At 52.4% G+C, this 21304-nt stretch carries 16 protein-coding genes and 1 pseudogene; 3 read left to right on the forward strand and 14 right to left on the reverse strand.

All coding sequences use genetic code 11. The annotated features are described in order from the left end of the window. The 5 genes and pseudogenes from ACFQ03_RS23945 to ACFQ03_RS23965 form a co-directional block, all read right to left on the reverse strand. Positions 1-939: pseudogene (locus ACFQ03_RS23945) on the reverse strand (hypothetical protein); the annotation flags it as partial. A 93-nt stretch (positions 940-1032) separates the two neighbouring features. Further along, positions 1033-2250 carry a DUF58 domain-containing protein gene (locus tag ACFQ03_RS23950; RefSeq protein WP_379291450.1) on the reverse strand — a complete coding sequence of 406 codons (1218 nt, stop codon included), beginning with the start codon at positions 2248-2250 and terminating at the stop codon, positions 1033-1035. Continuing rightward, positions 2247-3248: an AAA family ATPase gene (locus ACFQ03_RS23955; protein WP_379291452.1), complete on the reverse strand. Its 1002-nt coding sequence runs from the start codon at positions 3246-3248 to the stop codon at positions 2247-2249. The genes ACFQ03_RS23950 and ACFQ03_RS23955 overlap by 4 nt, the downstream gene beginning before the upstream one ends. A 146-nt stretch (positions 3249-3394) precedes the next feature. Then, positions 3395-4822 carry a polysaccharide deacetylase gene (locus ACFQ03_RS23960; protein WP_379291454.1) on the reverse strand — a complete coding sequence of 476 codons (1428 nt, stop codon included), beginning with the start codon at positions 4820-4822 and terminating at the stop codon, positions 3395-3397. Between the two features lie 171 nt (positions 4823-4993). Further along, the gene (locus ACFQ03_RS23965) at positions 4994-6355 is read right to left on the reverse strand and encodes an FAD-dependent oxidoreductase (RefSeq protein ID WP_379291456.1); all 1362 of its coding nucleotides are present in this window, start codon (positions 6353-6355) and stop codon (positions 4994-4996) included. 909 nt (positions 6356-7264) lie between these two features. Here ACFQ03_RS23965 and ACFQ03_RS23970 point away from each other — a divergent pair. Continuing rightward, entirely contained in the window at positions 7265-8284 is a 1020-nt protein-coding gene (locus tag ACFQ03_RS23970) for a LacI family DNA-binding transcriptional regulator (RefSeq protein WP_379291458.1), read from the forward strand. Between the two features lie 187 nt (positions 8285-8471). Here the strand turns inward: ACFQ03_RS23970 and ACFQ03_RS23975 are convergent, their stop codons facing one another. The 5 genes from ACFQ03_RS23975 to ACFQ03_RS23995 form a co-directional block, all read right to left on the reverse strand. Beyond that, positions 8472-9197: a hypothetical protein gene (locus ACFQ03_RS23975; RefSeq protein ID WP_379291460.1), complete on the reverse strand. Its 726-nt coding sequence runs from the start codon at positions 9195-9197 to the stop codon at positions 8472-8474. Beyond that, the gene (bcp, locus tag ACFQ03_RS23980; protein WP_379291462.1) at positions 9194-9676 is read right to left on the reverse strand and encodes a thioredoxin-dependent thiol peroxidase; all 483 of its coding nucleotides are present in this window, start codon (positions 9674-9676) and stop codon (positions 9194-9196) included. Before bcp ends, ACFQ03_RS23975 begins: the two co-directional genes overlap by 4 nt. 90 nt (positions 9677-9766) lie before the next feature. After that, positions 9767-10552, reverse strand: a complete 786-nt coding sequence (locus ACFQ03_RS23985; protein WP_144941845.1) for an ABC transporter permease — start codon at positions 10550-10552, stop codon at positions 9767-9769. Positions 10553-10555: 3 nt separating this feature from the next. Next, positions 10556-11350, reverse strand: a complete 795-nt coding sequence (locus ACFQ03_RS23990; protein ID WP_379291464.1) for an ABC transporter permease — start codon at positions 11348-11350, stop codon at positions 10556-10558. Beyond that, entirely contained in the window at positions 11347-12456 is a 1110-nt protein-coding gene (locus tag ACFQ03_RS23995; protein WP_379291466.1) for an ABC transporter ATP-binding protein, read from the reverse strand. Before ACFQ03_RS23995 ends, ACFQ03_RS23990 begins: the two co-directional genes overlap by 4 nt. Positions 12457-12795: 339 nt before the next feature. Between ACFQ03_RS23995 and ACFQ03_RS24000 the strand changes: the two genes are divergently transcribed. Further along, on the forward strand, positions 12796-13824 hold the full coding sequence (locus ACFQ03_RS24000) for an LCP family protein (protein ID WP_379291468.1): 1029 nt from the start codon (positions 12796-12798) through the stop codon (positions 13822-13824). A gap of 120 nt (positions 13825-13944) precedes the next feature. Next, positions 13945-15279, forward strand: a complete 1335-nt coding sequence (locus ACFQ03_RS24005) for a glutamate-1-semialdehyde 2,1-aminomutase (protein WP_379291470.1) — start codon at positions 13945-13947, stop codon at positions 15277-15279. Between the two features lie 1107 nt (positions 15280-16386). Here the strand turns inward: ACFQ03_RS24005 and ACFQ03_RS24010 are convergent. The 4 genes from ACFQ03_RS24010 to ACFQ03_RS24025 all read right to left on the reverse strand — a co-directional run bounded on the left by ACFQ03_RS24010 (position 16387) and on the right by ACFQ03_RS24025 (position 20865). After that, on the reverse strand, positions 16387-16956 hold the full coding sequence (locus ACFQ03_RS24010) for a hypothetical protein (RefSeq protein WP_379291472.1): 570 nt from the start codon (positions 16954-16956) through the stop codon (positions 16387-16389). 423 nt (positions 16957-17379) lie between these two features. Beyond that, the gene (locus tag ACFQ03_RS24015; protein ID WP_379291474.1) at positions 17380-18753 is read right to left on the reverse strand and encodes an extracellular solute-binding protein; all 1374 of its coding nucleotides are present in this window, start codon (positions 18751-18753) and stop codon (positions 17380-17382) included. Positions 18754-18867: 114 nt separating this feature from the next. Then, a complete protein-coding gene (locus ACFQ03_RS24020; protein ID WP_379291510.1) occupies positions 18868-19713 on the reverse strand; it encodes a carbohydrate ABC transporter permease in 846 nt (281 codons plus the stop codon). A gap of 285 nt (positions 19714-19998) precedes the next feature. Then, the gene (locus ACFQ03_RS24025) at positions 19999-20865 is read right to left on the reverse strand and encodes a carbohydrate ABC transporter permease (protein WP_144939775.1); all 867 of its coding nucleotides are present in this window, start codon (positions 20863-20865) and stop codon (positions 19999-20001) included. Positions 20866-21304: the final 439 nt, after the last annotated feature.

Genomic DNA, 21304 nt, shown 5'->3' on the forward strand with positions numbered 1-21304 from the left:
CGTGTCGCCCGGCGGGTAGCCCGTCCGCGCGGCGACGGCAACGGCGGCGCGGCTGCGGTCCGCTCCCTGCCGGTTCGGAGCCCATGCCGCCAGCTCGGCCAACCGGCCGGTGACGAATTGCTCCGCGGCCAAGCGGTATTCCGGAAGCTGCAAAGCTTCGGATACCGGCTTGCCGAGGGAGGCACCGGCCAGGCCGGCCAGCAGGCTGGCTCCGATCAACAGCAGGGAGCCGGCGGACCAGGCGGCCCGCCAACCGCTGCCGCCGTCTTCGGCGGCGTATTGCCGCCTCAGGCGGGGGATGCGGTTGGCCGCAGCCAGGGCCAGGCCCGCCGCCGTCGACCGCAGCAGAGCCGCCTCGGCCTCGACCGCGAACCAGGCGTCCAGCGCCAGCAAATAGAGGACTGTGGCCGCCAGCAGCCACAGAACTCGCTTCTTGACCAGAAGCAGCGATTGGACGGCTTCCGCCAGCAGCGCGAAGCTGGCAAGCAGCCATAAGGTTCGCGTCGGCGCGCTGACGGCCTCCCAGCTTCCATTCCAAATGGAGGACAGATCGCTCCATAAGGTCTCGCCATAGGCCGACAGCCAGCCGCCTAACGGAAATAGGGCCGGATAATACAGCAGCCCCAGCCAGGTGACGGCGATGGCGGCTTTCAATATCCAGGCCAACGCGCCGGGCAGCCGCAGCAGATCCAGCAGCAGGAAGGCGGCTACAGCCGCGATCAGAGGAGCGGCGGAAGGAATCATGCGCCCTCCGTAAATTTGGGAGAGCGGCAGCAGCCATTCTCTTAGCAGAACAAAGAGAAGCAGGGTCGATGCGGCATCCGCCATCCATCCCCGGACGGATGAGCCGGCATCGGCTTGCAGCGGTCGGTGAGGTTGGCCGGGAACCTTGACCCCGTATGATCTATGCTCCGTCGGAGCAGACAGCAATCCATTCATCTGCGTTTCCCTCCCCTTCCGCTCGAGCCATCGGCTTGTGCCTTGCCTTGCAGCGGTCCGTGAGGATGGGCTGGCACGTTGACCCCGAATGATCTATGCTCCGTCGGAGCAGACAGCAATCCATTCATCTGCGTTTCCCTCCCCTTCCGCTCGAACCGCCTGCACATCCTGCAGCACTTCGCAGCCCAGCACCCTTAATGCCGGGATCCAGCTCCGGCTTCCGGATGCATCGAGTGAGGGCACGTACAGCAAGGACAGCCTCCTCCGGTTGGAACGAACCTGTTTTATACTATGCACCAGCCGTTCATCTATCCGGGAGGTGATCACGTAAATATGCAGCTCCCCCCGGAGGCTCAAGCCGTGAAAAAGCAGGTCATCCGCCAGCACATAGCCTGTCCCCGATTCTAGCGTGGCCAATTGTTCATATATCCTGGCAGGATCGTTGGCTTCCGGAAATAGAGGGCCGGCATCCGGCCCGCCAACGAAGAGGCCGGCCTCCCGCCCTGTTCGCCCGGCTTCCTTAATTAGCCCCGCTGCCAAGGAAACTCTTCTTTCCCAGACAAGATTAAGCTGTCCGGGCTCCGTACCGTCCGGATGGCGATCCAGGAAGATGGCCAGCCGTCCCGTCCGACTGGCTTCGCTCTCCCGCGTTTTTAACGTGCCACTGCGCGCCGTCGCCTTCCAATGAATCCGGTTGAGAGGATCTCCCGGCTCATAATCGCGCACCATCCCGGTCCACCCTTCCCCGGAAGGAGGAGCCAAGCCTGCAGGGCTATCCGCATCCGTGAACACCGGCCTCTGTCTAAGCGGGATGAAGGCCGGAGCAGGGTAAACCGTCAGCAGGGCGCTCTCAGCGGAATATTTTCTGGTGTCGGCCAGACCGAACAGATCTCCCGTGATCGCCTCCACCCTCTCAAAACGATATATCCCCCTGTTTAACCCATGAATGGTATAGGAGCAGGATGCCTGATTCTGAAACCAGGGGAACAACAGTCTGGCGGCGGAATACGTTTGCCCGGTGGACAGATGGGTCCATTGATCCCTAATGAGCAGCCAGGGCAGCGGCAGGAAGGCGCTCCGGCTCAATATAAGATTTATTGTCGCCTTCTCCCCCGCCATCACATGGCTTTCCTCTATATGCCGCTCTATCCTGCAGCGGCGCAAAGCAAAAAGCGAGCCCCCCCATGCATACAGCACAAGCATACCAAGAATGATCAGGGCGAGCATGGAGGCCCTCTCGGCGCCTGCCGCCAGCAGGACAAATAAGGCGGCCGCGAGACACACGATCAGAAATATTCTGCGGCCGTTCATTGCGCTCTCCCCCTGGCTGAGCCCGTAGGATAGGCGCCGGGAATGTTCTTCCACTCCACCAACTGCTCCAGGATCCGCTCCGCATTCTTGCCGGCCATTCTGGCCTCCGGGGTTAACCAAAGCCGGTGAGCCAGCGTAATGGAAGCCACCGCTTTGATGTCGTCCGGAACGACATAGCCCCTGCCTTGAATAAGCGCTCTCGCCTGAGCCGTATGCATAAGAGCCAAGGAAGCCCGGGGGCTGGCTCCGAGCTCAAAGTCCGGATGCTTCCGGGTGGCATTAATCAGCTCGACGATATAATGCTTCAAGGAATCATCGACATGAACGGAACGCACTCTCTTCTGCAGAGAGTTCAGTTCTTCTTTGAGAAGGACGGTTTTCACATAATCGGCAGGATGCCTCTCGTGGCTTCGTCCCAGCATCTCGACCTCATGCGAAGGGTCCGGATAGCCAAGCCGGATCCGGATCAGAAAACGGTCCAACTGCGCCTCGGGCAGCCGATAGGTTCCTTCGTATTCTATCGGATTCTGGGTAGCCAATAGAATAAAAGGAGACGGCAGCTCGTAAGTTACCCCGTCAACGGTGACGCGCTTCTCCTCCATGGCCTCCAGCAAGGCCGCTTGCGTCTTGGCCGGTGTCCGGTTTAATTCATCGGCCAGCACAATGTTGGCAAACAAAGGCCCCGGGCGAAATTCAAATTCATTCGTACCGCGGTTGAACAGCGAAACTCCCGTAATATCGGAAGGGAGCATATCCGGTGTAAACTGAATCCGCTTGAAGCTGCAATCCATCGTTTGGGCCAAGGCCCGGACCAGCGTCGTCTTGCCCACGCCCGGGACGTCCTCCAGCAAGACATGGCCGCCGCACAAAATGGCGATAAGCGCCTGCTCGACAACCTCTCTTTTGCCCAGTACCGCTCTTTCCACATTGGACAAGATTCTCTCAATCCACTCTTCCGGCCGATCAAAGAGATACGAACTATTTATCGATATAGACATGGATGGTCATCCTCCTTCAGGAAAAGGACATATAATTCTAGCATGGCCATCCTATCTATGTTTTAGACCTGATAGACTTGGATATCGTAAGAGGTTATTTGCAAAATGCTATATTTGGACCGGCAGGCTGGCGGACCGGCTTTGGCTCAGAGCTTGCTTTGGGATAGAGGACCATCCGGAGACCTCTTCCATGGAAAGCCGAGAGACTTGTTGGATTCTATATGAACAGTTCTATCGTCCGGCTCCAACGTATAATCGACAATCCGGTAATCGAACAGCTCCGCCATCATCCGCAAGCCGACATAGATTTCCCCATCGATCCGTTGAACATCGGCCATATGGTAAACCTTGCTTTCAGACAGATTTGTCCAGCGGATGATGCCTCCGTTCGGATCAATGGCCGCCTCACGCAGGCCAGAGCGGATGACGGCTTCGCCGGTTACTTCGTCCCACTCCAGCTCGGCATCCCAGCTTGCGGCCAGCTCGGTTAAAGGCACAGCAAACCGGCCGTTGTCAAATTGATACTGACCGGAATTCAACACCACGGGCTCTCCGTCCCATGTAATGGTCAGCGGAAGCGACTCCGACTCTTGCCGTTTATCATGCGCATAATCTTTATCAATCAAACCGGATTCGGCCTGTTTGTTTCCGTCCTGTTCCTGTTCCGAATGGGCAGACGCAACAACCTTGGAATTGTGCTCTCTAACCTGGCCCAATTGACGGACGAATTGGTCATACCCGGTATTCCTTTTCCACTTCAGAGGTCCTATCCGAAACTGAACCGGCTGGTTCTCTTCCGTCAGCGAGGCGAAAGTATAACCTTGTTCCTTGTAATAGGCAATAATTTCGGGAAGCGCCTTGACGGTTTCCTCATGCCCTTTGCCATCATGCATAAGGACAATCAATTCGGAATGAAGCGGACTTTGTTTGACATTCGCCACGATTTCGGCAGCGGGCACCCCCCTGCGCTTGGAATCGCCGCTGTCAACGTTCCAATCCACCACCTGATAACCGGCTTCCTGCAGGTAGTAATAGTAAAATGCATCGAAATTCGTATACGTTCCCCCCGGGGCACGAAGCAAGGAGGGGCGCTGCCCGGTCAGCTCCTGCAAAATCCGTTCGGTATCCACCGTCTGCTCCCAGAAGGCGTCAAAATTGTTATAAAGCTCTTTATAGACATGGTTATAGGTATGATTTCCAAGGCTATGCCCTTCCTCTACTATTCTAGCAACCGTGTCCGGATAACGTTCAGCCATCTGGCCCAGCACGAAGAAGGTCGCCGAAATCCCCTCTGCCTTCAGCAGGTCCAATACCTGCGGAGTAAGACCGCTCGGACCGTCGTCGAACGTCAAATAAACCGTCGGCCGGGCGGAGGGCTCCGGCGGCAACGGTTGATGTTCTTTATATCCTTGAAGCAGCCGGGAATACAGCTCGGCCAGTTCCCCGTCTCCGGCAGCAGCTTCGGCCTTGCCGCTGAAGGCCAAGACCGGCACAAGCAGCAAGACGGCCGCAAGACAGGCCAGCCGAACGGCAGCCCGAAGCAATAACTGATTCCAATAAACAAGATGAGTCATGAAATCCCTCCGCCCGGTTCTATCATTGATCAATCTGATAGAGTATATGGAGCCGGATAGGACAATATGACTAACAAGGGTTAAAACTACAGCAAAAATAAGCTTTTGCTGCACGACTAATCCGGATTTGTATAATTGCCATCATTTGGCGAAGCCCGGGCTTGGCCGGCCTTATGCCCTGCCTTCTTCCAGTCCCAATTCGGCGTTCCCCTTAAGCAATTCACCTTGCAAAGAGGCGATGGGAACGTCCCTCACTGCACATTGCCTGTGCGCTGCGATGGCGGCGGCTGCCCCCGCGGCTTGCCCAATCGCCATACAGCTTGGAGTTAACCGGGTCGTAGCCTGAGCTTCATGTGTTGTTGAAATGCATCGGCCGGCCAGCAGCAGGTTCTCGACCTGCATCGGCACGATGGAGCGGTAGGGAATATCATAAGCGCCGCCCTCCCTGATGAAGTTCGCAGTGACCCCCTTGCCTTCCGGGTTATGAATGTCGATCGGGTATCCGCTTCTTGCGATGACGTCGTCGAAACGCCGTCCATCGAGCACATCCACGCCTTGAAGGACGTATTCGCCAATAATTCTTCTCGTTTCGCGAATCCCTACCTGTGTCCCCGTAGCGGTGACCACAGCGTCCGCAAATCCGGGCACATATTCCCGGAAGAAGGACTCCAGCAGGAGGACCTGCTTTCTTCCCTCCATCTCGGCTTCCGTCAAGTCTTCGACATTCGTCGGATCCAGACCCGAAATCCGGGAAACGTTGACGAGCACCTCATCCTTCCCCGGACCCGTGAAAAACAGCAAGCCTTCCCTCGGTATGGGCAAATCGGCTTTCTTCCATTGGCTGTAAAACCCCATGACGCCGGTCAACGGCAGATGATCCAGTTCTTGAATCAGAGACTTCTCATAAAACTCCTCCGGATGAGCCTGCATATATTGCTTGACCTCGTCGATCCGGACGCCTTTCATGCGGAATTTCATCGTCATGGGCTGCACCCGCTGCCGCTCGTCCCCTTGTTCCCACGGCGCCCCGGCCAAATAAGCGACATCCGCGTCACCGGTCGCATCTATATATACCTTGGAGCGGATGATGTGCTTCCCGCTTTTGTTATGCAGATGGACCCCCAGAATGCGCCCGTCGGAAACTTCAACATCCGTTACCATCGAATGAAGAAGAAGCTTGACCCCCGCTTCCTTCAGCATTTCAAAGACCAGAAATTTATACACTTCCGGATGATATGGCGTTAAAGTGTGGACAAAGCCGATCGTATCCCGCAAATGCCCCGGTGAAGCGTTCAGGCTTACCAACCGGTCCACCACCTCCTGGGCAATGCCGCGTATCACTTGTTTGCCCGTTGAAGTATGAAAGGTCATCCAGGGATAGACCATCGCCATCGTGGACATGCCTCCCAAAAATCCGTACCTCTCCGCCAAAATCGTTTTGGCTCCGCTGCGTGCAGCAGCCAATGCCGCGGCAATCCCGGCCGGCCCTCCTCCAAGCACCGCCACATCATACCTGTCATCGTTACCGTACATTTCCCTATCCTCTCCTTTTTAAATGGAAGTTTGTTGGTCCAAAAGTTATCCTTTTCTAATGGCTCGGAATCCAAGCACTTCACTCGCCCGGTTTGGGCACCCGAGTGCCTAATTATTGGTCGTATAGCTTCGGTCTGGGAGCGCTCCCAGTTTTCTGATATAGTCATATTATTCCTGTTCATATCGGGAAAGTCAATGATAATATTAAGCATGAGCTTTACTTGCCGGTCCTTGGAGAGGATTTCAAAACGGTTCATGGGAGCTCTCCGACTGCTTATAAGTGTATCTGAAGTGGTGGGGAATGTCCGAATGGTTAAGGGGCTAAATAGGCATTGGGGTCTACCTTGAAAATCCATCCATTTTCATCATCTAATGGTGTCGCGGTCAGCGGTATGGGGGTCTAAATGGATTTCATACAGCTAGTTTTGCTCCTTATGGACAAAAAATGTAGACTAAGTGGAAAAACTCCATTTAGTTTGAGCAAAATGGGCGATATCAACATAATTCTTCTATTTTAAATGTAGTTTTTCCATGTAGTTTAGTCATCTTTTGAAGCCTGTTCAAACTACCTGTATAAAATACAGTTACATTCCCGGCGATGCGAGTAGACTAAAAAGTAGACACGCCGTAACTGCGACCCGATAATAAGTTGTAGGAATGGGACAAGATAGAAGTCACCAGGGGCCGCAAACGTGATTGTACAGGGCCAATAGAGGCTTGTAGGAGAACAAATTTACATTCGCTCATAATATGAAGTCACTCCCAACAAAGCGAGTTTTGGCAGGGGTCCCCATCCTCTACAATTATTCCAATTATACATAACATGAAGGTTCCTGCGCCTTCTTTCCTAAAATGCAACAACCTTGTTTTTTCCAGATTACCGATATATAGAAATGGTGGTGGCTGATTTTGTCTCATACATTGGAAACCATAGCCAAGCTGGCCGGAGTTTCACGCGGAACGGTATCACGGGTAGTGAATAATCAACCGGGGGTCAGGAGCGAAGTCCGTGAAAAGGTGCTGCGCATCATTAAGGAAACCGGGTACCAGCCCCATGCGCAAGCCCGCAGCCTGGCCGGGGGAAAGACGGAAAATATCGGGATTGTCGTATTCGGACACAATCCCCTGTTTCTGGCGCATCATCTTTTTTATGAAGTGCTGCAAGGGGTGCAGTCGTTTTTAACAAATTACAGCTATGACCTTCTCTTGTATTCCAACCGGAGCGTCACAGACCGTCAATATTGGAAACGCATCGGAGACAGGCGCAAGATCGATGGCCTTATCATTATGGGTGAGTATATCGATGAAGTCTATTTGCAGTATTACTACGACCGAAATTTGCCGTATGTCCTTGTCGGCAAACGCATCAGCGAGCGTATCCCGCTGTTCTGCGTCACCTCGGACTATCGTCAAGGGGCTTATGAAGCGACGAAGCATCTGCTGGAGCAGGGCCGGCGGAAGATTGTTTTCATTCGGGGGATCCTGGATACCTATCATGACAATGAACGATTCGCAGGCTATCGCCAAGCCCTTGCGGAGGCTGGGATGGATGTGGATGAAGCCTTGATTCTTCATGGAAATGCGGACAAAACATCCGCCTCCGATGCGGTTGCCGCTTTCCTCGCAACGGACACCGAATTTGACGCCATATTCGCCGGCAACGACTTGATGGCCTTCGGAGCCATAGCTGCTTTGCAGGAATACGGGCTGTCCGTTCCACAAGATGTCGCCGTGATCGGTTATGATGACATCCAGGCGGCTGAACACTTCTCTCCGCCGCTGAGCACTGTCAGACAGGACAAGCTTGGCCTGGGCGTCGAAGCTGCCCGACTGCTGCTGCAGTTATTAGCGGGAGAAACCGATGCTTCCATAGCAAGGGATGTCATTATTCCAAACCAATTGGTGATCCGCAGCAGCTCGGTCCGCTGACGATTCAATAATAAATTGGCACAAGGACGGGGCTAAAGATCCGCTGTCCCGGCACAACGGTGCTGAGCGAGAGGGATAGCCGTCTAAAGGGAATGGTTATTTCCAACTTCTTTGAACAGTAAAAAGGCATTCCGGAGCTAGCAGAAGCTCTGGAATGCCTTTTTATCATTACATAAACGGCACGTTGCTACACATTGGGCTCAAGCTCTGATTGGAATTCCTGTTCCGCTTCATAACGGAGCCCCTCCCATATTTTATCTATTACCTTCGACAGATTAGAAACCCCATCCTTATCCTTGGTGTCGGGGCAGAAATAGTATGGGTGTCCCTTCTCAATGGAGACGGTATCTCTGCGCAGAGGATGGGAAAACAGCGACAATCGCCACCAGGTGGCCCAATCCTTCCAGCCCGGCTGGCGAAGCCGGTAGACCCGTTCCCGCCACTCAGGAACAATATGGCATTCGGGGGAACCGACCTGTACGACATGGGGGACGGAATAGCCCTGGCCGGATAACAGCCGCGCTGCACCGTAAGCCGCAATGCCGCCTCCGCTATGGCCTACCAGGACAATGTCCCCTTCGCCGGAACGCCCGTAATCCTTCCGGATGTCCCTCGTCAGCCCGACGATAGCCGGAGAGCGATCGGGCCGGCGGTACATGTCACAGATCACCTGAATAGCTTGACGAAGCATCGTTATCCGGATCCGGCTGCGCGGTAGATGATCCATGGTGCCATAAGGATAAAAGGCCGTCGAATGAATGCGGGAGCAGCCGCCCTCCCGGAATTTGTCCGCCAGCAGCTGCATGGCCGGGGCGAACATATTTCCGGAAAACCAGGTGCCTATTCCGGCAATAAAATAGACGTTAACCGAGCGGGATAAAGGTGAAATCAAATCGCGTTCCCGGCCGCTCATGACGCTTTCTCTCCGTTCGTGAGCGCCGTCAGAACCGCTTCCATATGGCCTTTAAGTCTCACTTTGCGCCATTCCTGAATCAACCTTCCCTGCTCGTCGATGAGGAATGTCGATCGTTCCACGCCCATGTATTCCCGCCCGAACATTTGCTTCAGCTTCCAAACTCCATATAGTCGGCAGACCTTCTGCTCCTCATCGGCCAATAGAAGAAACGGAAGGTTGTGCTTCTCAATAAACTTGCGGTGCGATTTCAAAGAATCCGGACTTACCCCAATAACAACAGCCCCGGCCTGCGCAAAGCGTGAATGATGGTCCCGAAAATCGCAGGATTGCTGGGTGCAAGTCGGCGTTAAATCTTTAGGATAGAAAAAGAGGACCACTTTATGGCCGCGGAAGCCGCTTAGGCTTACTTCCTCCCCGTTAGAGGCCGGCAGAGTGAAATCGGGAACGGCCTCACCCGGTTGAAACTGAGTAGACATGGCTACCTATCCCCCCTTTCCTTTTAATATGCTTCAAAATCTCCCCGACTAATCCATGGAAACCGGTTCTACTGATTCTATTTTAAATGATCAGGAGCCTGCCCCACGATATCTCCGCACCCCATAATTCCATATACTTAGTCCGATGAATGCGAAGATCAATCCGACTACCGGTGTTAATAGAGCGGCCCATCCCCAATTGGCACGGTCCAGAAAATACGACGCCGGATAAAATCCGACGAAAGCAAAAGGAATAACCCAGGTAAGCAGCGCCCGAATGAATCGGTTATAAACATTGACCGGATACCGCCCATAATTTTGGATATTCCACATCAGCGGCAGAATGCCCGTCGGGGCATCGATGAAGAAGGATACCGCCGTCAAGGATGCGTAAACTCCCAAATAAATCAATACCGCTCCAATCAATAAAACGATAAAAACGATCGGATCGTACCATGCCAGCGTAATATCCAGCTGAGTCCATGCATATCCCATGACCACCGCACCGGCCAGCGATCCGACCAAAGAAGCAGGGTCCATATTCTCCAGCACAAGCTGGGCCAGATGGTAGGCAGGCCGGGTCAGCACCCGGTCCATCTCTCCTTTGACAATATACCTTTCGGTAAAGTTCCATAAATTAAAGAAGCAGCTAAACACTCCATAGGGGATCATGAAAAATCCGTAAATAAACAAAATTTCGGCCTGATTCCATCCTCCAAGGTAATCCGTATGCAGGAATACCGCGAGAATAAAAAACAGGTTCATGGCCTGAAACAGCAGGTCCGACAGCACTTCTATCCAGAAATCGGCGCGGTAGGTCAGCCTTGTTTTCATGTAGTTTTTCAAATAATCCCAGAACAAAGAAGCATAAAACATGGACTACCCTCCCTGTACGAACAATCGGTTTCTGGCCGACCGCCACATGATGAGGATCGGAACGATCAGGACCGCAAACCAGAAGAGCTGTACGCTCAGCACTCCGGCTGCCGTGGTCCCTGCCGCATTGCCGGCGAACACTGCTCCGGGCAAATAGGTAATCGCCTGGAAAGGCAGCAGCTTCATTACCGCCTGCCCCCATTCCGGGAAGAAGGAAATCGGGATAACGAGGCCGGAGAACAGGTCAACCGCGACCCTTTTCATCCGCATCATGCCCTCATTATTTTCCACAAAGAAGGCAAAGAGCCCGGTGAGGATATTGATCTGCGAGTTGATCAGAAAACTGAACAGCAGCATCCCCGCAAAAGCAAACCATACCCCCGGATCAGACGGCAGTCGGACTGGAAACAGCAGCGAGGCAATGATCATTCCGGGCACCGAGAATAGAAGCAGGCGGAAGATTCCTTCGCCCATCGCCTGCATCATTTTGACGACCAGATAGTTATAGGGCCGGATCATCTGCACGGCAACACTGCCGTCCCGGATTTCATTGGCAATTTCCCGGTCCAGATTATTGAAGTAAAATGCTCTCGCCATCCAGGAAATAGCTACATAGGTCGTCATCTGGACGGCATCGAGGCCGGCCAGCGAATCTTTGCCCTGGTAGATGGCCTGCCACAGAAAATATTGCGCCCCAATATTAATGACATAAATTACGATACCTGAATAATAATTAACCCTGTAAGCCAGCATCATCAAGAAACGGATGCGGATCAAGTCCAAATAAGCGCTCATCATGAAGAAGCACGGCCCCCTCCGGCAAGCACGGCTTCCTCTTCCTCTTGGCCGGGCGATTCCGTCGTCGTGCCGCTGCCTCTTCCTCCTCCGGGCAGACGATCTGCCGCTGAGGAGCTTCCGGATTTATAGATCTCTCTCACAATATCGTCCGTCTCTGTTTCTATGATTTTGACATCTTCTACGGAAGCGGCTCCTACCACCCGGCCCAGCACTTCCGATATACTGGTTTCCGCCGGAACCCAAACCCTTGCTATGGTGCCCGCTTCGAGAGTCCACCGTACCTGCAAGCCGGCCGTCATCGCCTCCAATTGACCGATAATCACCGGGGCGGCGAAACGGAAAACGACCTCCTTGCCTTGACCCCAGCGGCTCTTCAGCTCTTCCAGACCGCCGTCATAAATAATTTTCCCTTCGTCCAGCATAATGACTCTGGAGCACAGCGCTTCTATATCCTGCAAATCATGAGTGGTCAGCAGAATAGTAGTCCCATACCGCTGATTTAAAGATTTGAGGAATTCGCGAATTTCTGTCTTCACTACGATATCCAGGCCGATTGTCGGCTCATCCAGAAACAGGATGGACGGATTATGCAGCAGAGATGCCGCCAATTCACACCGCATGCGCTGTCCCAGGCTTAATTTGCGCACCGGCCTGTGCAGCAGCTCCTGAAGCTGAAGCCGCTCCACCAACTCGTCGAACCGAGGCCGGAATACCTCAGGCTCCACCCGATAGACTTTGCGCAGAAGCTGGAACGATTCAATTACGCCGATATCCCACCAGAGCTGGCTGCGCTGACCGAATACGACGCCGATTTCGCGCACGAATTTCTCCCTTTCCTTGTACGGGACATATCCGTTGACTTTCAGCTCGCCCGAGGTCGGTACCAGGATACCGGTCAGCATCTTGATCGTAGTCGACTTGCCGGCGCCGTTTTCCCCGATATATCCGCATATCTCCCCTTCGGGAATGTCGAACGATATATGGTCAACCGCCGTAATTTGACGGTACTCTCTTTTGAACAGGTCCTGGAGCGCGCCCTTCAGACCCTCCCGGTTTTTCTGAACTTTGAACTGCTTGTATAAATCACGAACCTTGATGGCCGACATGGCAAATCCCTCCCTCATTATGTCAAATCTAGCAAAATCGGCCCACTTGCGGTAATACAGACGAAAGAACTATAATAAGTGATAGATTTTGCATGATGCTGCCAAGAGTTGTCGTTTCGTGTCCGTTATTTAAGCCGACAGAAGGCTTGTACGCCGGGAAATATTGCTCCTGCTCCGTATAGCAGCCCAGCCTTCATGCGGTCCGGGACTGGCCGGACGGACGTTTCAACCACGGAGATAAGAGTTAATTTATCTCTATTAGCTAATAATACATGAACAACCGCCTTTATGCCAAAAGCTCATTGCCTTCGCTCATATACCAAATGAAGGGAGTTCCCCATGCGAAAAAAAATCAAATGGATTGTGGTTTCCCTGTGTGTTCTGCTGCTGGGAATCATAGGCTATTTCGCTTATCATATATACGATTTTGCCAATAAAATTTATGTCGATCCCACGGAACAGTCGAAATTTTTCTCCCCGGGAAACCCGACTACCAATCCTCCGCCGCCCAAATGGGAAGGCAAAGAGAGGGTTAATATTCTTCTCTTGGGAGGAGATGCCAGGGACCCGAATGAAGCTCCCCGGTCCGATACGATGCTCGTAGCCTCGATTGATCCGGTTACCAAAAAGTCGTACTTATTTTCTATTCTAAGAGATACTTATGTGAAAATTCCCGGGCATAATTCCGATCGGATTAATGCAGCCCTCGCATTCGGCGGCCCAAATCTCGCAATGAGAACAGCTAGTGAATTACTGGGCATTCCGATACAGTACTATATTTACACGGACTTCCAGGGCTTTGTCGCATTAGTGGACGCAGTGGGCGGAATTGATTATGAAGTTGAGAAAGACATGTATTACTATGACAGCTACGACAACTTTAAAATTGATCTGAAAAAAGGTTATCAGCATTTGGATGGGGAGAAGGCGATTCAATACGTCCGCTTCCGGCATGATGCGACCGGTGACTATACAAGAACGGAGCGGCAGCGCAACTTCCTGTCGGCCCTGGCGAAAAAGATGCAGTCCACGACATCGCTGCTGAGGCTGCCCAACATCCTGCAGAGCATCGATCCTTATATCGAGACGAATATTCCGATGAACGATATGCTGAAGCTGGCATCGCTTGGGTACGACGCCAAGACGGAAGGATTGACCAGCGAGCAAATTCCGCCGATGAGCCTTCTTCAGGAGAAAAAAATCGGAGGAGCCTCGGTAGTTACCGTCGACACGAAAAAGCTGCACCAGTATATAGAGGATTTGTTCAACAAGGAAGCAGAGGAGACGGTATCCCCCTCCCCTTCCGTTTCTCCAACACCTGCATCTAATTCACCAACCAACAAAGCTACGCCGAATCCGAAGCGATAGCATCGGCGCCAAGCATGAAGGGATAGGCAGGACCTTGGGTGCCGATTCTATCGGTCAGCGCCCGCAAGCGCCCCGGAAGGGGCGCTTGATCTATAATAGGAATCCAAAGGATGAGGAAACATGGACAGAACACGATCCGAAGCGCTGTATCAAGAAGCGCTCGAACATATTGTCGGAGGGGTGAACAGTCCCTCGCGTTCTTTTAAAGCGGTAGGCGGAGGCGCGCCTGTATTTATGAAGAGAGGAGAAGGAGCTTATTTCTGGGATGAGGACGGCAACCGATACATAGACTATCTTGCCGCTTACGGCCCTATTATTCTCGGGCACGCCCATCCTAAAGTGACCGAGGCCATCTGCCGCGCGGCGCAGAACGGAACGCTGTACGGCACCCCGACCGAGCTGGAAATCGAATTCGCCCGCAAATTGAAGAAGGCCGTACCTTCCCTCGATAAAGTCCGCTTCGTCAACTCGGGGACGGAGGCGGTCATGACGACCATCCGGGTCGCCCGCGCCTACACCGGCCGGACCAAGGTAATCAAGTTCGCCGGCTGCTACCACGGGCATTCCGATCTCGTTCTGGTGGCCGCGGGCTCGGGGCCTTCCACGCTGGGCACACCGGACAGCGCCGGAGTGCCGGTCTCCATCGCCAACGAAGTGATCACCGTTCCGTACAACGATCTGGACGCGCTGGGGACAGCTCTCGAGCGTTGGGGAAGCGAAACGGCCGCGGTCATGGTGGAGCCGATCGTCGGCAACTTCGGCATGGTGATGCCGCAGCCGGGCTTTCTCGAGGGGCTGTGCCGCCTGGCCAGGGAACACGGCGCACTCGTCATCTATGACGAGGTGATCACCGGCTTCCGCTTCCACTATGGCGCAGCCCAGACCTATCCCGGCCTCGGCCTCGCCGATGCCGCAGCGTTGCGCGCCATCGAGCCCGATCTGACCGCGCTCGGCAAGATCATCGGCGGCGGATTGCCGATCGGAGCCTATGGCGGCCGGCGGGAAATCATGGAGCAGGTTGCCCCATTGGGCCCGGCTTATCAAGCCGGAACGATGGCCGGCAACCCGGCTTCGATTTCCGCAGGGCTCGCCTGTCTGGAGGTGCTGGAGGAGCCAGGCACCTACGACAGGCTCGAGCGCGCCGCCAGCCGGCTCACGGAGGGCATCGCCGCCGCCGCCGTGCGCGCCGGGATCCCGCTCACGATCAACCGGATCGGGGGCGCGTTCTCCACGCATTTCTGCGACCATCCCGTAACGAATTACGAGGAGGCGCAGGACACGGACAGCGAACAGTTCGCCCAGTTTTTCCGGTTAATGCTGGAGCAGGGCATCTGCCTGGCACCATCGAAGTATGAGGCGTGGTTCCTGACCATCCGTCATACGGACGAAGATATCGACGAAACCATCCGCGCCGCCGAGCATGCCTTCCGGCAAATGGCGGTTTCGGGCAAGTAAACACCCGCTCGCGGAATCCGAGGGTAAAATATATACCCGGCAATATGGGATGCGGCAACTACAGCGACCCGCGCCTCTCTTGGCGCGGGTCGCTGCTTTGCCGGCATTTTTTCGCACCGCATGAGACTCCCACCGCACGATGCGTTGCGGCTCTGCACTGCGGGTAGTTAGGGGCCCTGTTAATCTTCTATGCTGCGATGTAACTGTATTTTTTTGTTGTAAATATTTTCCATTTGGCAGTTATCCAACTGGATTTCCCCTGCCATTATTGCCCATTATACAAGTAATCCGACTGTTTTATTTTGCAGTGTATAGACCGCATATTCCACTATTTAGCATTGGACCGACTGTTTATTCCACTATTTGAAATTGAATCCACTATATATTCCACTGTTTGGAATTGAATCGACTATATTGAAATTGAATCGACTATACTATTTGGCATTTAATCGACTGTTTACCCCACTTTTTGGCAGCCCCACACTCGTTTTGAAGTAGTTCTACTCTTAACACTTCCGTTATTTGCAATAATACTCCATTCTGAGGCCGATCTGACTGTATTTTATACAGGTAGTTTGCAGCCGATTTCTAATATGTGACTCAACTGCCTTGAAAATCCGTCTATTTTACCGTCTGCAGGCATCGTTGCAAGTGAAGCGGCACGTCTAACTGTATTTTGTACAGGTAGATTCAAGCGAATGGGCGAAAATGATCAAACTAACTGGATAAACTACAGTTAAAATGGGCAACTTTGGGCGAAACGGCTGTTTTGGCGCAATCTAGCTGTAGGTTTTCCAGTTAGTTTCCATATTTCTTCCGAATATAGAAATCTAACTGTATGAAATCCATTTAGTTTGCATTTTTCGCCCTAAAGGATCCCTAACTGTGTGAACCCATATAGTTGTTGCTTAGTTGTTGCTTAGTTGTTACTTTAGAGGATTCCGACTACATGCAATCCATTTAGTCTGCACATTTCGCTCTAGAGGATTCCAACTACATGAAGCCCATTTTCCTCCATGTTGTTAACCACTGTCATACCACGCCACACACACCGCCCACTAGAAGTCTCGTGAGGTGCGGAAAGAACCGAATGATGAAGAGTGCAGTTTATATAAGGCCGCTTTCGAGACCCTGTTTTGTAACCTCATAATAAAGAATTCTTGAACCCGTCCCGCGGATGATCGGCTTTAACCACCCTTTTTGACATAACCGTTTGAGATGAGCTACCGCCGTTCGATGATCGATGGAGAAATAATGGGAAACATCGATGGGCCGGATGGGTCGGGCTAGAAATAAGGAGTAGCGCAAGATTTCATTATCTGCAAAAAATACCCTTTCCACCTTGGTGTTCGCCGATTCATATCGATTAAGCACTATGCGCAGCAAATAGATGCAAAGATCAGGCCGATTAGCCACATCGTCATAAGCAAACGAAATAACATGGAATCCCATACCGCTCAAAAATGTTTCCCGATTCAGTTCGTTGCAATATTTTGTACGATCCATGTTGGCGACATGTTCACCGTAACCTTTAATTTCGATGAGAATTTTCCAGAGTTTTGGCGCAAACACATAATCGGCAAAGTATGACCTACCCCGCCAATCCATCACTTCGTATTCCGGATGCAAGTCATCAAAATGACCTTTTAAAGGCCACCATATATTTTTTGCAAACATGACCTCTGCGTGCCCATGGCCTCTTTCCAGTCTTCCGCGCCTTTCTCCTGTTCTTTTGTTCAGATGATACTCAATAAAAGTGGAGTGCGCCTCCTGAAATCCATTCACATTACCAACTCCCTAAATAAATTTGCTCCTTGGAAAAATAAAAAAACGCCCTCACTCATCAATAAGATGAATAAGGACGTTCTTCGTCACTTTCCTTCATTATAGAGCAAAATGGCTATTTCATCCAGCCGGAAGGCTAAAATCTTAAATTAGCAAGTGAACATCAGCATTGATCCATTGCATGATACGGAATCTGACGAGGACCGCGAGAGACGCTCTCACCATTCGTGACGGAACTATGCTTTGAAGGTTAGCTCGCCTTGCAGACCTCCTACTACCTTCCGCAAGCTTGCCGCCCACCTTGCCACCTCAAGCTTACTTCAAATTGGCGGACCAGTTCTCTGCGCGCTTCTGCAGATCGTCCAGGAACGATTGGATGTCCGGGGCATTGCCTGTCGCTGCTTTGCTTATGAAGCCGTTGACTGCGGGGACGATATCGCTCATGTAGAAGGGGTTCGCTTCATCCATCAGCTCCGAATGTCCGACCTCCGCGATTTTGAGAGCCATCTGGATATATTTGTCCTCCTTGTCGACGAAATCGGCATTTTTCAAAGTAGGCGTGTTGGAGAAGTTCTCATACAGATACTTCTGGGTCTGGTATCCGGACAGAAACTTCATGACCTCCCAAGCAGCGTCCACATCCTTGGCGTCCTTTGCCATGACGAACGGGTCGACCGCCACCCAGCCTTCTCCCTTGGGCCCCATATTCATCCGCGCCTCGAACCGGTCGAGCAGCTCTTTATTGTTGTTCGAGCGATACTCGCTCATCGTGGAACCGCCGGTCTGGTCGATGCCGATGGCGATCACATTCTTCTCCCTTCCAAAGTTCTCCGCCCCCTGTCCGTTGACGAATCCGGCCGGCGGAAGCTTGGCGGCTTCCTTGAGCCACTCCATTACTTTAACCATTTCCGGAGTATTCAGCTTCCACTTGATTCCTTTCAAATCGGTTAAATTTCCTTCCGCGCCCGGAGCGTTAAAGGCCAGCGTCAGAGCAACGAAGGTGGAACCGTTGAGCGAGTTTCCGCTCCAGTACAATCCATAGTTATCCTCGCCGGTCTTCGGGTTCTTGCCGGTCATCTTCTTCGCTTTCTCCAATATTTCCTCCGGCGTCGGCTTCTCGGAAATCGGTTCGACGCCCCACTCCTCAAACAGCTTCTTGTCAAAGACAATCAGCCTGCGTCCCAGTATGGCCGGAATCCCGAATTGCTTCTTCCCGTCCGGCGACTTGGTGCTGTACGAATTATTCCATATTCCGTCCAGGTAGATGCCCGGATCAAAGCTGCTGTCCTTGGCGATCAAATCGTCAATATCGCGCAGCAGTCCTTCGTTGTACCATTGAGAGGCGAAAGCTCCCCCCGAATACAGAATATCCACATCCTTGGACATCAGCATCGCTGTTTGCTTGGCCTTTGCGTTCTCCCAAGGAATCTGGTAAATTTCCAGCTTGATGTTCGGGTACATTTTGTTAAAGGTCTGCTTCAAGTACTGGTTGAGTCCAACGGTCTTCTTCCCGGTTTGCGGGTCCAAGCCGTTGTCCAGATTCCAACCGGCCAGCGCTACCCGGACGGTGCCCTTCATATCGGACACTTTGCTGACATCTCCGTAGTCGCTGCCGCCGGAACCCGAGGAGCAGGCGACGATCGAAACCGCCATCAAGATGGATAGCAGGATTAACACGACTTTTTTCATGAAATAACCCCTTCCTTTTATATGAACTCGTGAACTGCTGAAGGGACCCGCTATGGTTGGTTATGCTGCGGGGTCTCTCTCCATTGAACAGACCTCTACCTTGGGCCGGAAACTCTATTGTTTAATTCCCGTCAAGGCAATGCTTTCGATAATATAGCGCTGCAGGAACAAATAGACGACAACGACCGGAATAAGGCTCACCGTAGTGGCGGCCATGATGATGGAAGGCTGCTGGTTGATGCCGTTGTTATAGGTGAACATAGCCAACCCGATTTGGATTGTGTATTTATCGGGGGTCTTGAGCGCAAGCAGCGGCCACAGCATATCATTCCAAACCCCGAGAAAAAGCAAAATAACCATCGTAGCGATAATAGGGGTGCACAATGGAAAATAAATTCTCCAGAAAACCGCAAACTCGCTGGCTCCGTCAATGACACCGGCCTCCCTTAAGCTGGAGGGCAATTGATCGATGAACGCCTTCGCCAGAAAGGTTCCGAAAGCATAGTTCATAGCGGGCAGGTAAAAAGCCCAGTACGTATCGATCAATCCGACTTTGCTGAACAGCAAATACTGGGGAATCATCGTCATTTCGAACGGAATCATCATCGTGCTCAGAGCCAGCAGCAGGACGATATTCGCTCCTTTAAACCGGATTTTGGACAGGGAATAACCCGACAGCAGTGCGGACATGGAGCTCACGAAAATCACTCCGGCGCTGACGAGAATCGAGTTCAAAATATATTTGGCCATGGGAATGTTGGTAAAAGCCGCTTCGTAAGTTTTGAAGGACGGCTCCTCGGGCCAAATCTTGGGAGGAAAAGTAATGTTCAGCCGGGCCGCCCAGTCAAAGCTTGTGATCAGCATCCATAGAAAAGGAACGATCATGACGAACGAACCGAGAAAAAGAATAATAAAAAGGAAAGTCTGTGCAGCAGCTTCCCTTCTTCGCCGACTGCCGATTTTGGGCTGTATTAATGGAGATTGCGGCTGCAGGGTATTCGTTTGGGACAATGCTCTCCCCCCTTAAGAAGTTTCTGCTTTGACTGCCATTCGATTTCTCATGAAATCGCCCCCACGAATGGTCAATTAAAAATGAAAGGATTTCTCTGAAGTAAGCGTTTACCAATTAAGCCGGCGCAAGCCTTGGTTGAGCGGGGTTGAGCGCGGTTGCGCAGGGCTCTTCAGGATCTGCGATATCCTCCGTAACTTTCAGAGTAATTCCGAATACCGCACTTGCTTTATAAATCAGTCGATGCTGTTCTTCCTCCGATTCATCAGCATCATAAAGATGGTCAGGATCAAAATGATAATAAACAGCAAATAGGAAGCTGCCGTAGCTACGCCCATCTGCGAAGCGAGGAAGGCGTTCCGGTAAATATACAGTACCGCGGTCATCAGGCTGCCGCCCGGGTTGCCCGCCGTGCCTCCGATTAACCAAACATCGGTAAATCTCTTCATGCCCCCGATGGTACCCATGATCAGCATGAAGACGAAAATCGGTCTTAAATACGGTATGGTAATGTAATACCAGCGCTTCAGCCCGCCCGCTCCGTCCACCTCCGCCGCTTCGTACAATTCCCGCGGAACGCTTTGCAGCCCGGCCAGGAAAATGATCGTATTGTAGCCGAGAGCTCCCCATAAGCTCATCAGCACGATGCTGAACCGGGAGAACCGGGGATCGGTGAACCAGCCGACCGGCTCGATGTTAAACCAGCCGACGACGAAGTTTAGCAATCCTTCTTTGGCCGGATAAAACAGGAAGGAGAATAACAAGCTGGTGGCTACTGCCGAGACAACGTTGGGAAGAAAATAAACGCCTTTAAAAAAGTTTTTGCCGAGCTCCCATTTCAGACTGTTGATCAGGCTCGCCAGAATAAAGGACAGCCCGATTCCAAGAACAACCGAGAAAATCCCCATATAGAATGTGTTATACAAGGCCTGCCAGAAAATGGGGTCCTTCATTACATACTCATAGTTGCTCGCACCAACCCATGTTCCGGACATCGCCGATCCACCCGTCTGGAGGAAGCTCATATACAAGGCGGCAAACATAGGGTATATGGCAAACGCCAGCACTCCGACGATCAACGGGGCGCTAAACAAATACCCCATCCAATCGTTGCGGGTCAGGAATCGTTTGCGGCGTCGCACAGGTACTCGCGGCGGGTCGATATCCACTCCGGTTTTTACGGGCAAGTCAAGATCCCTCCTCCGATGTCGAAAATTCCCACTTCGTTACTTCTCTACACCATGCCGGTGCGGGCCGAGCCCTCGAAGCTTCTCCCGGGGAAAGCTCCGGCCTTCTGATTCCATGCCAAAAAAACCAAGGACAACTTGTACAGAAAGCAAATTTCCCGTTCGGAATTTCAGGTCCAAAGCCTGCCTTCTGTCCCCGGTACCACCTCCCTGATTCCAGAAATAAGGTATCACCAAGAATACTACAATTGCCTAAGGCTAACGCCAATGTCATAGAATCACTACATTTTGCACAATATTCAGAAAATTTAAGTAAAACATCTTAATCATTTACCGCATTAACCATTAAAGGTGG

Origin of the sequence: Paenibacillus residui, from assembly GCF_042677205.1 — a bacterium.
Classification (GTDB): Bacteria; Bacillota; Bacilli; order Paenibacillales; family NBRC-103111; genus Paenibacillus_L; species Paenibacillus_L residui.

Coding starts and splice junctions, on each gene's coding strand:
- ACFQ03_RS23950 (WP_379291450.1), bottom strand. CDS start 2,250: ATGAACGGCCGCAGAATATTTCTGATCGTGTGTCTCGCGGCCGCCTTA.
- ACFQ03_RS23955 (WP_379291452.1), bottom strand. CDS start 3,248: ATGTCTATATCGATAAATAGTTCGTATCTCTTTGATCGGCCGGAAGAG.
- ACFQ03_RS23960 (WP_379291454.1), bottom strand. CDS start 4,822: ATGACTCATCTTGTTTATTGGAATCAGTTATTGCTTCGGGCTGCCGTT.
- ACFQ03_RS23965 (WP_379291456.1), bottom strand. CDS start 6,355: ATGTACGGTAACGATGACAGGTATGATGTGGCGGTGCTTGGAGGAGGG.
- ACFQ03_RS23975 (WP_379291460.1), bottom strand. CDS start 9,197: ATGAGCGGCCGGGAACGCGATTTGATTTCACCTTTATCCCGCTCGGTT.
- bcp (WP_379291462.1), bottom strand. CDS start 9,676: ATGTCTACTCAGTTTCAACCGGGTGAGGCCGTTCCCGATTTCACTCTG.
- ACFQ03_RS23985 (WP_144941845.1), bottom strand. CDS start 10,552: ATGTTTTATGCTTCTTTGTTCTGGGATTATTTGAAAAACTACATGAAA.
- ACFQ03_RS23990 (WP_379291464.1), bottom strand. CDS start 11,350: ATGATGAGCGCTTATTTGGACTTGATCCGCATCCGTTTCTTGATGATG.
- ACFQ03_RS23995 (WP_379291466.1), bottom strand. CDS start 12,456: ATGTCGGCCATCAAGGTTCGTGATTTATACAAGCAGTTCAAAGTTCAG.
- ACFQ03_RS24000 (WP_379291468.1), top strand. CDS start 12,796: ATGCGAAAAAAAATCAAATGGATTGTGGTTTCCCTGTGTGTTCTGCTG.
- ACFQ03_RS24005 (WP_379291470.1), top strand. CDS start 13,945: ATGGACAGAACACGATCCGAAGCGCTGTATCAAGAAGCGCTCGAACAT.
- ACFQ03_RS24010 (WP_379291472.1), bottom strand. CDS start 16,956: ATGTTTGCAAAAAATATATGGTGGCCTTTAAAAGGTCATTTTGATGAC.
- ACFQ03_RS24015 (WP_379291474.1), bottom strand. CDS start 18,753: ATGAAAAAAGTCGTGTTAATCCTGCTATCCATCTTGATGGCGGTTTCG.
- ACFQ03_RS24025 (WP_144939775.1), bottom strand. CDS start 20,865: ATGGGGTATTTGTTTAGCGCCCCGTTGATCGTCGGAGTGCTGGCGTTT.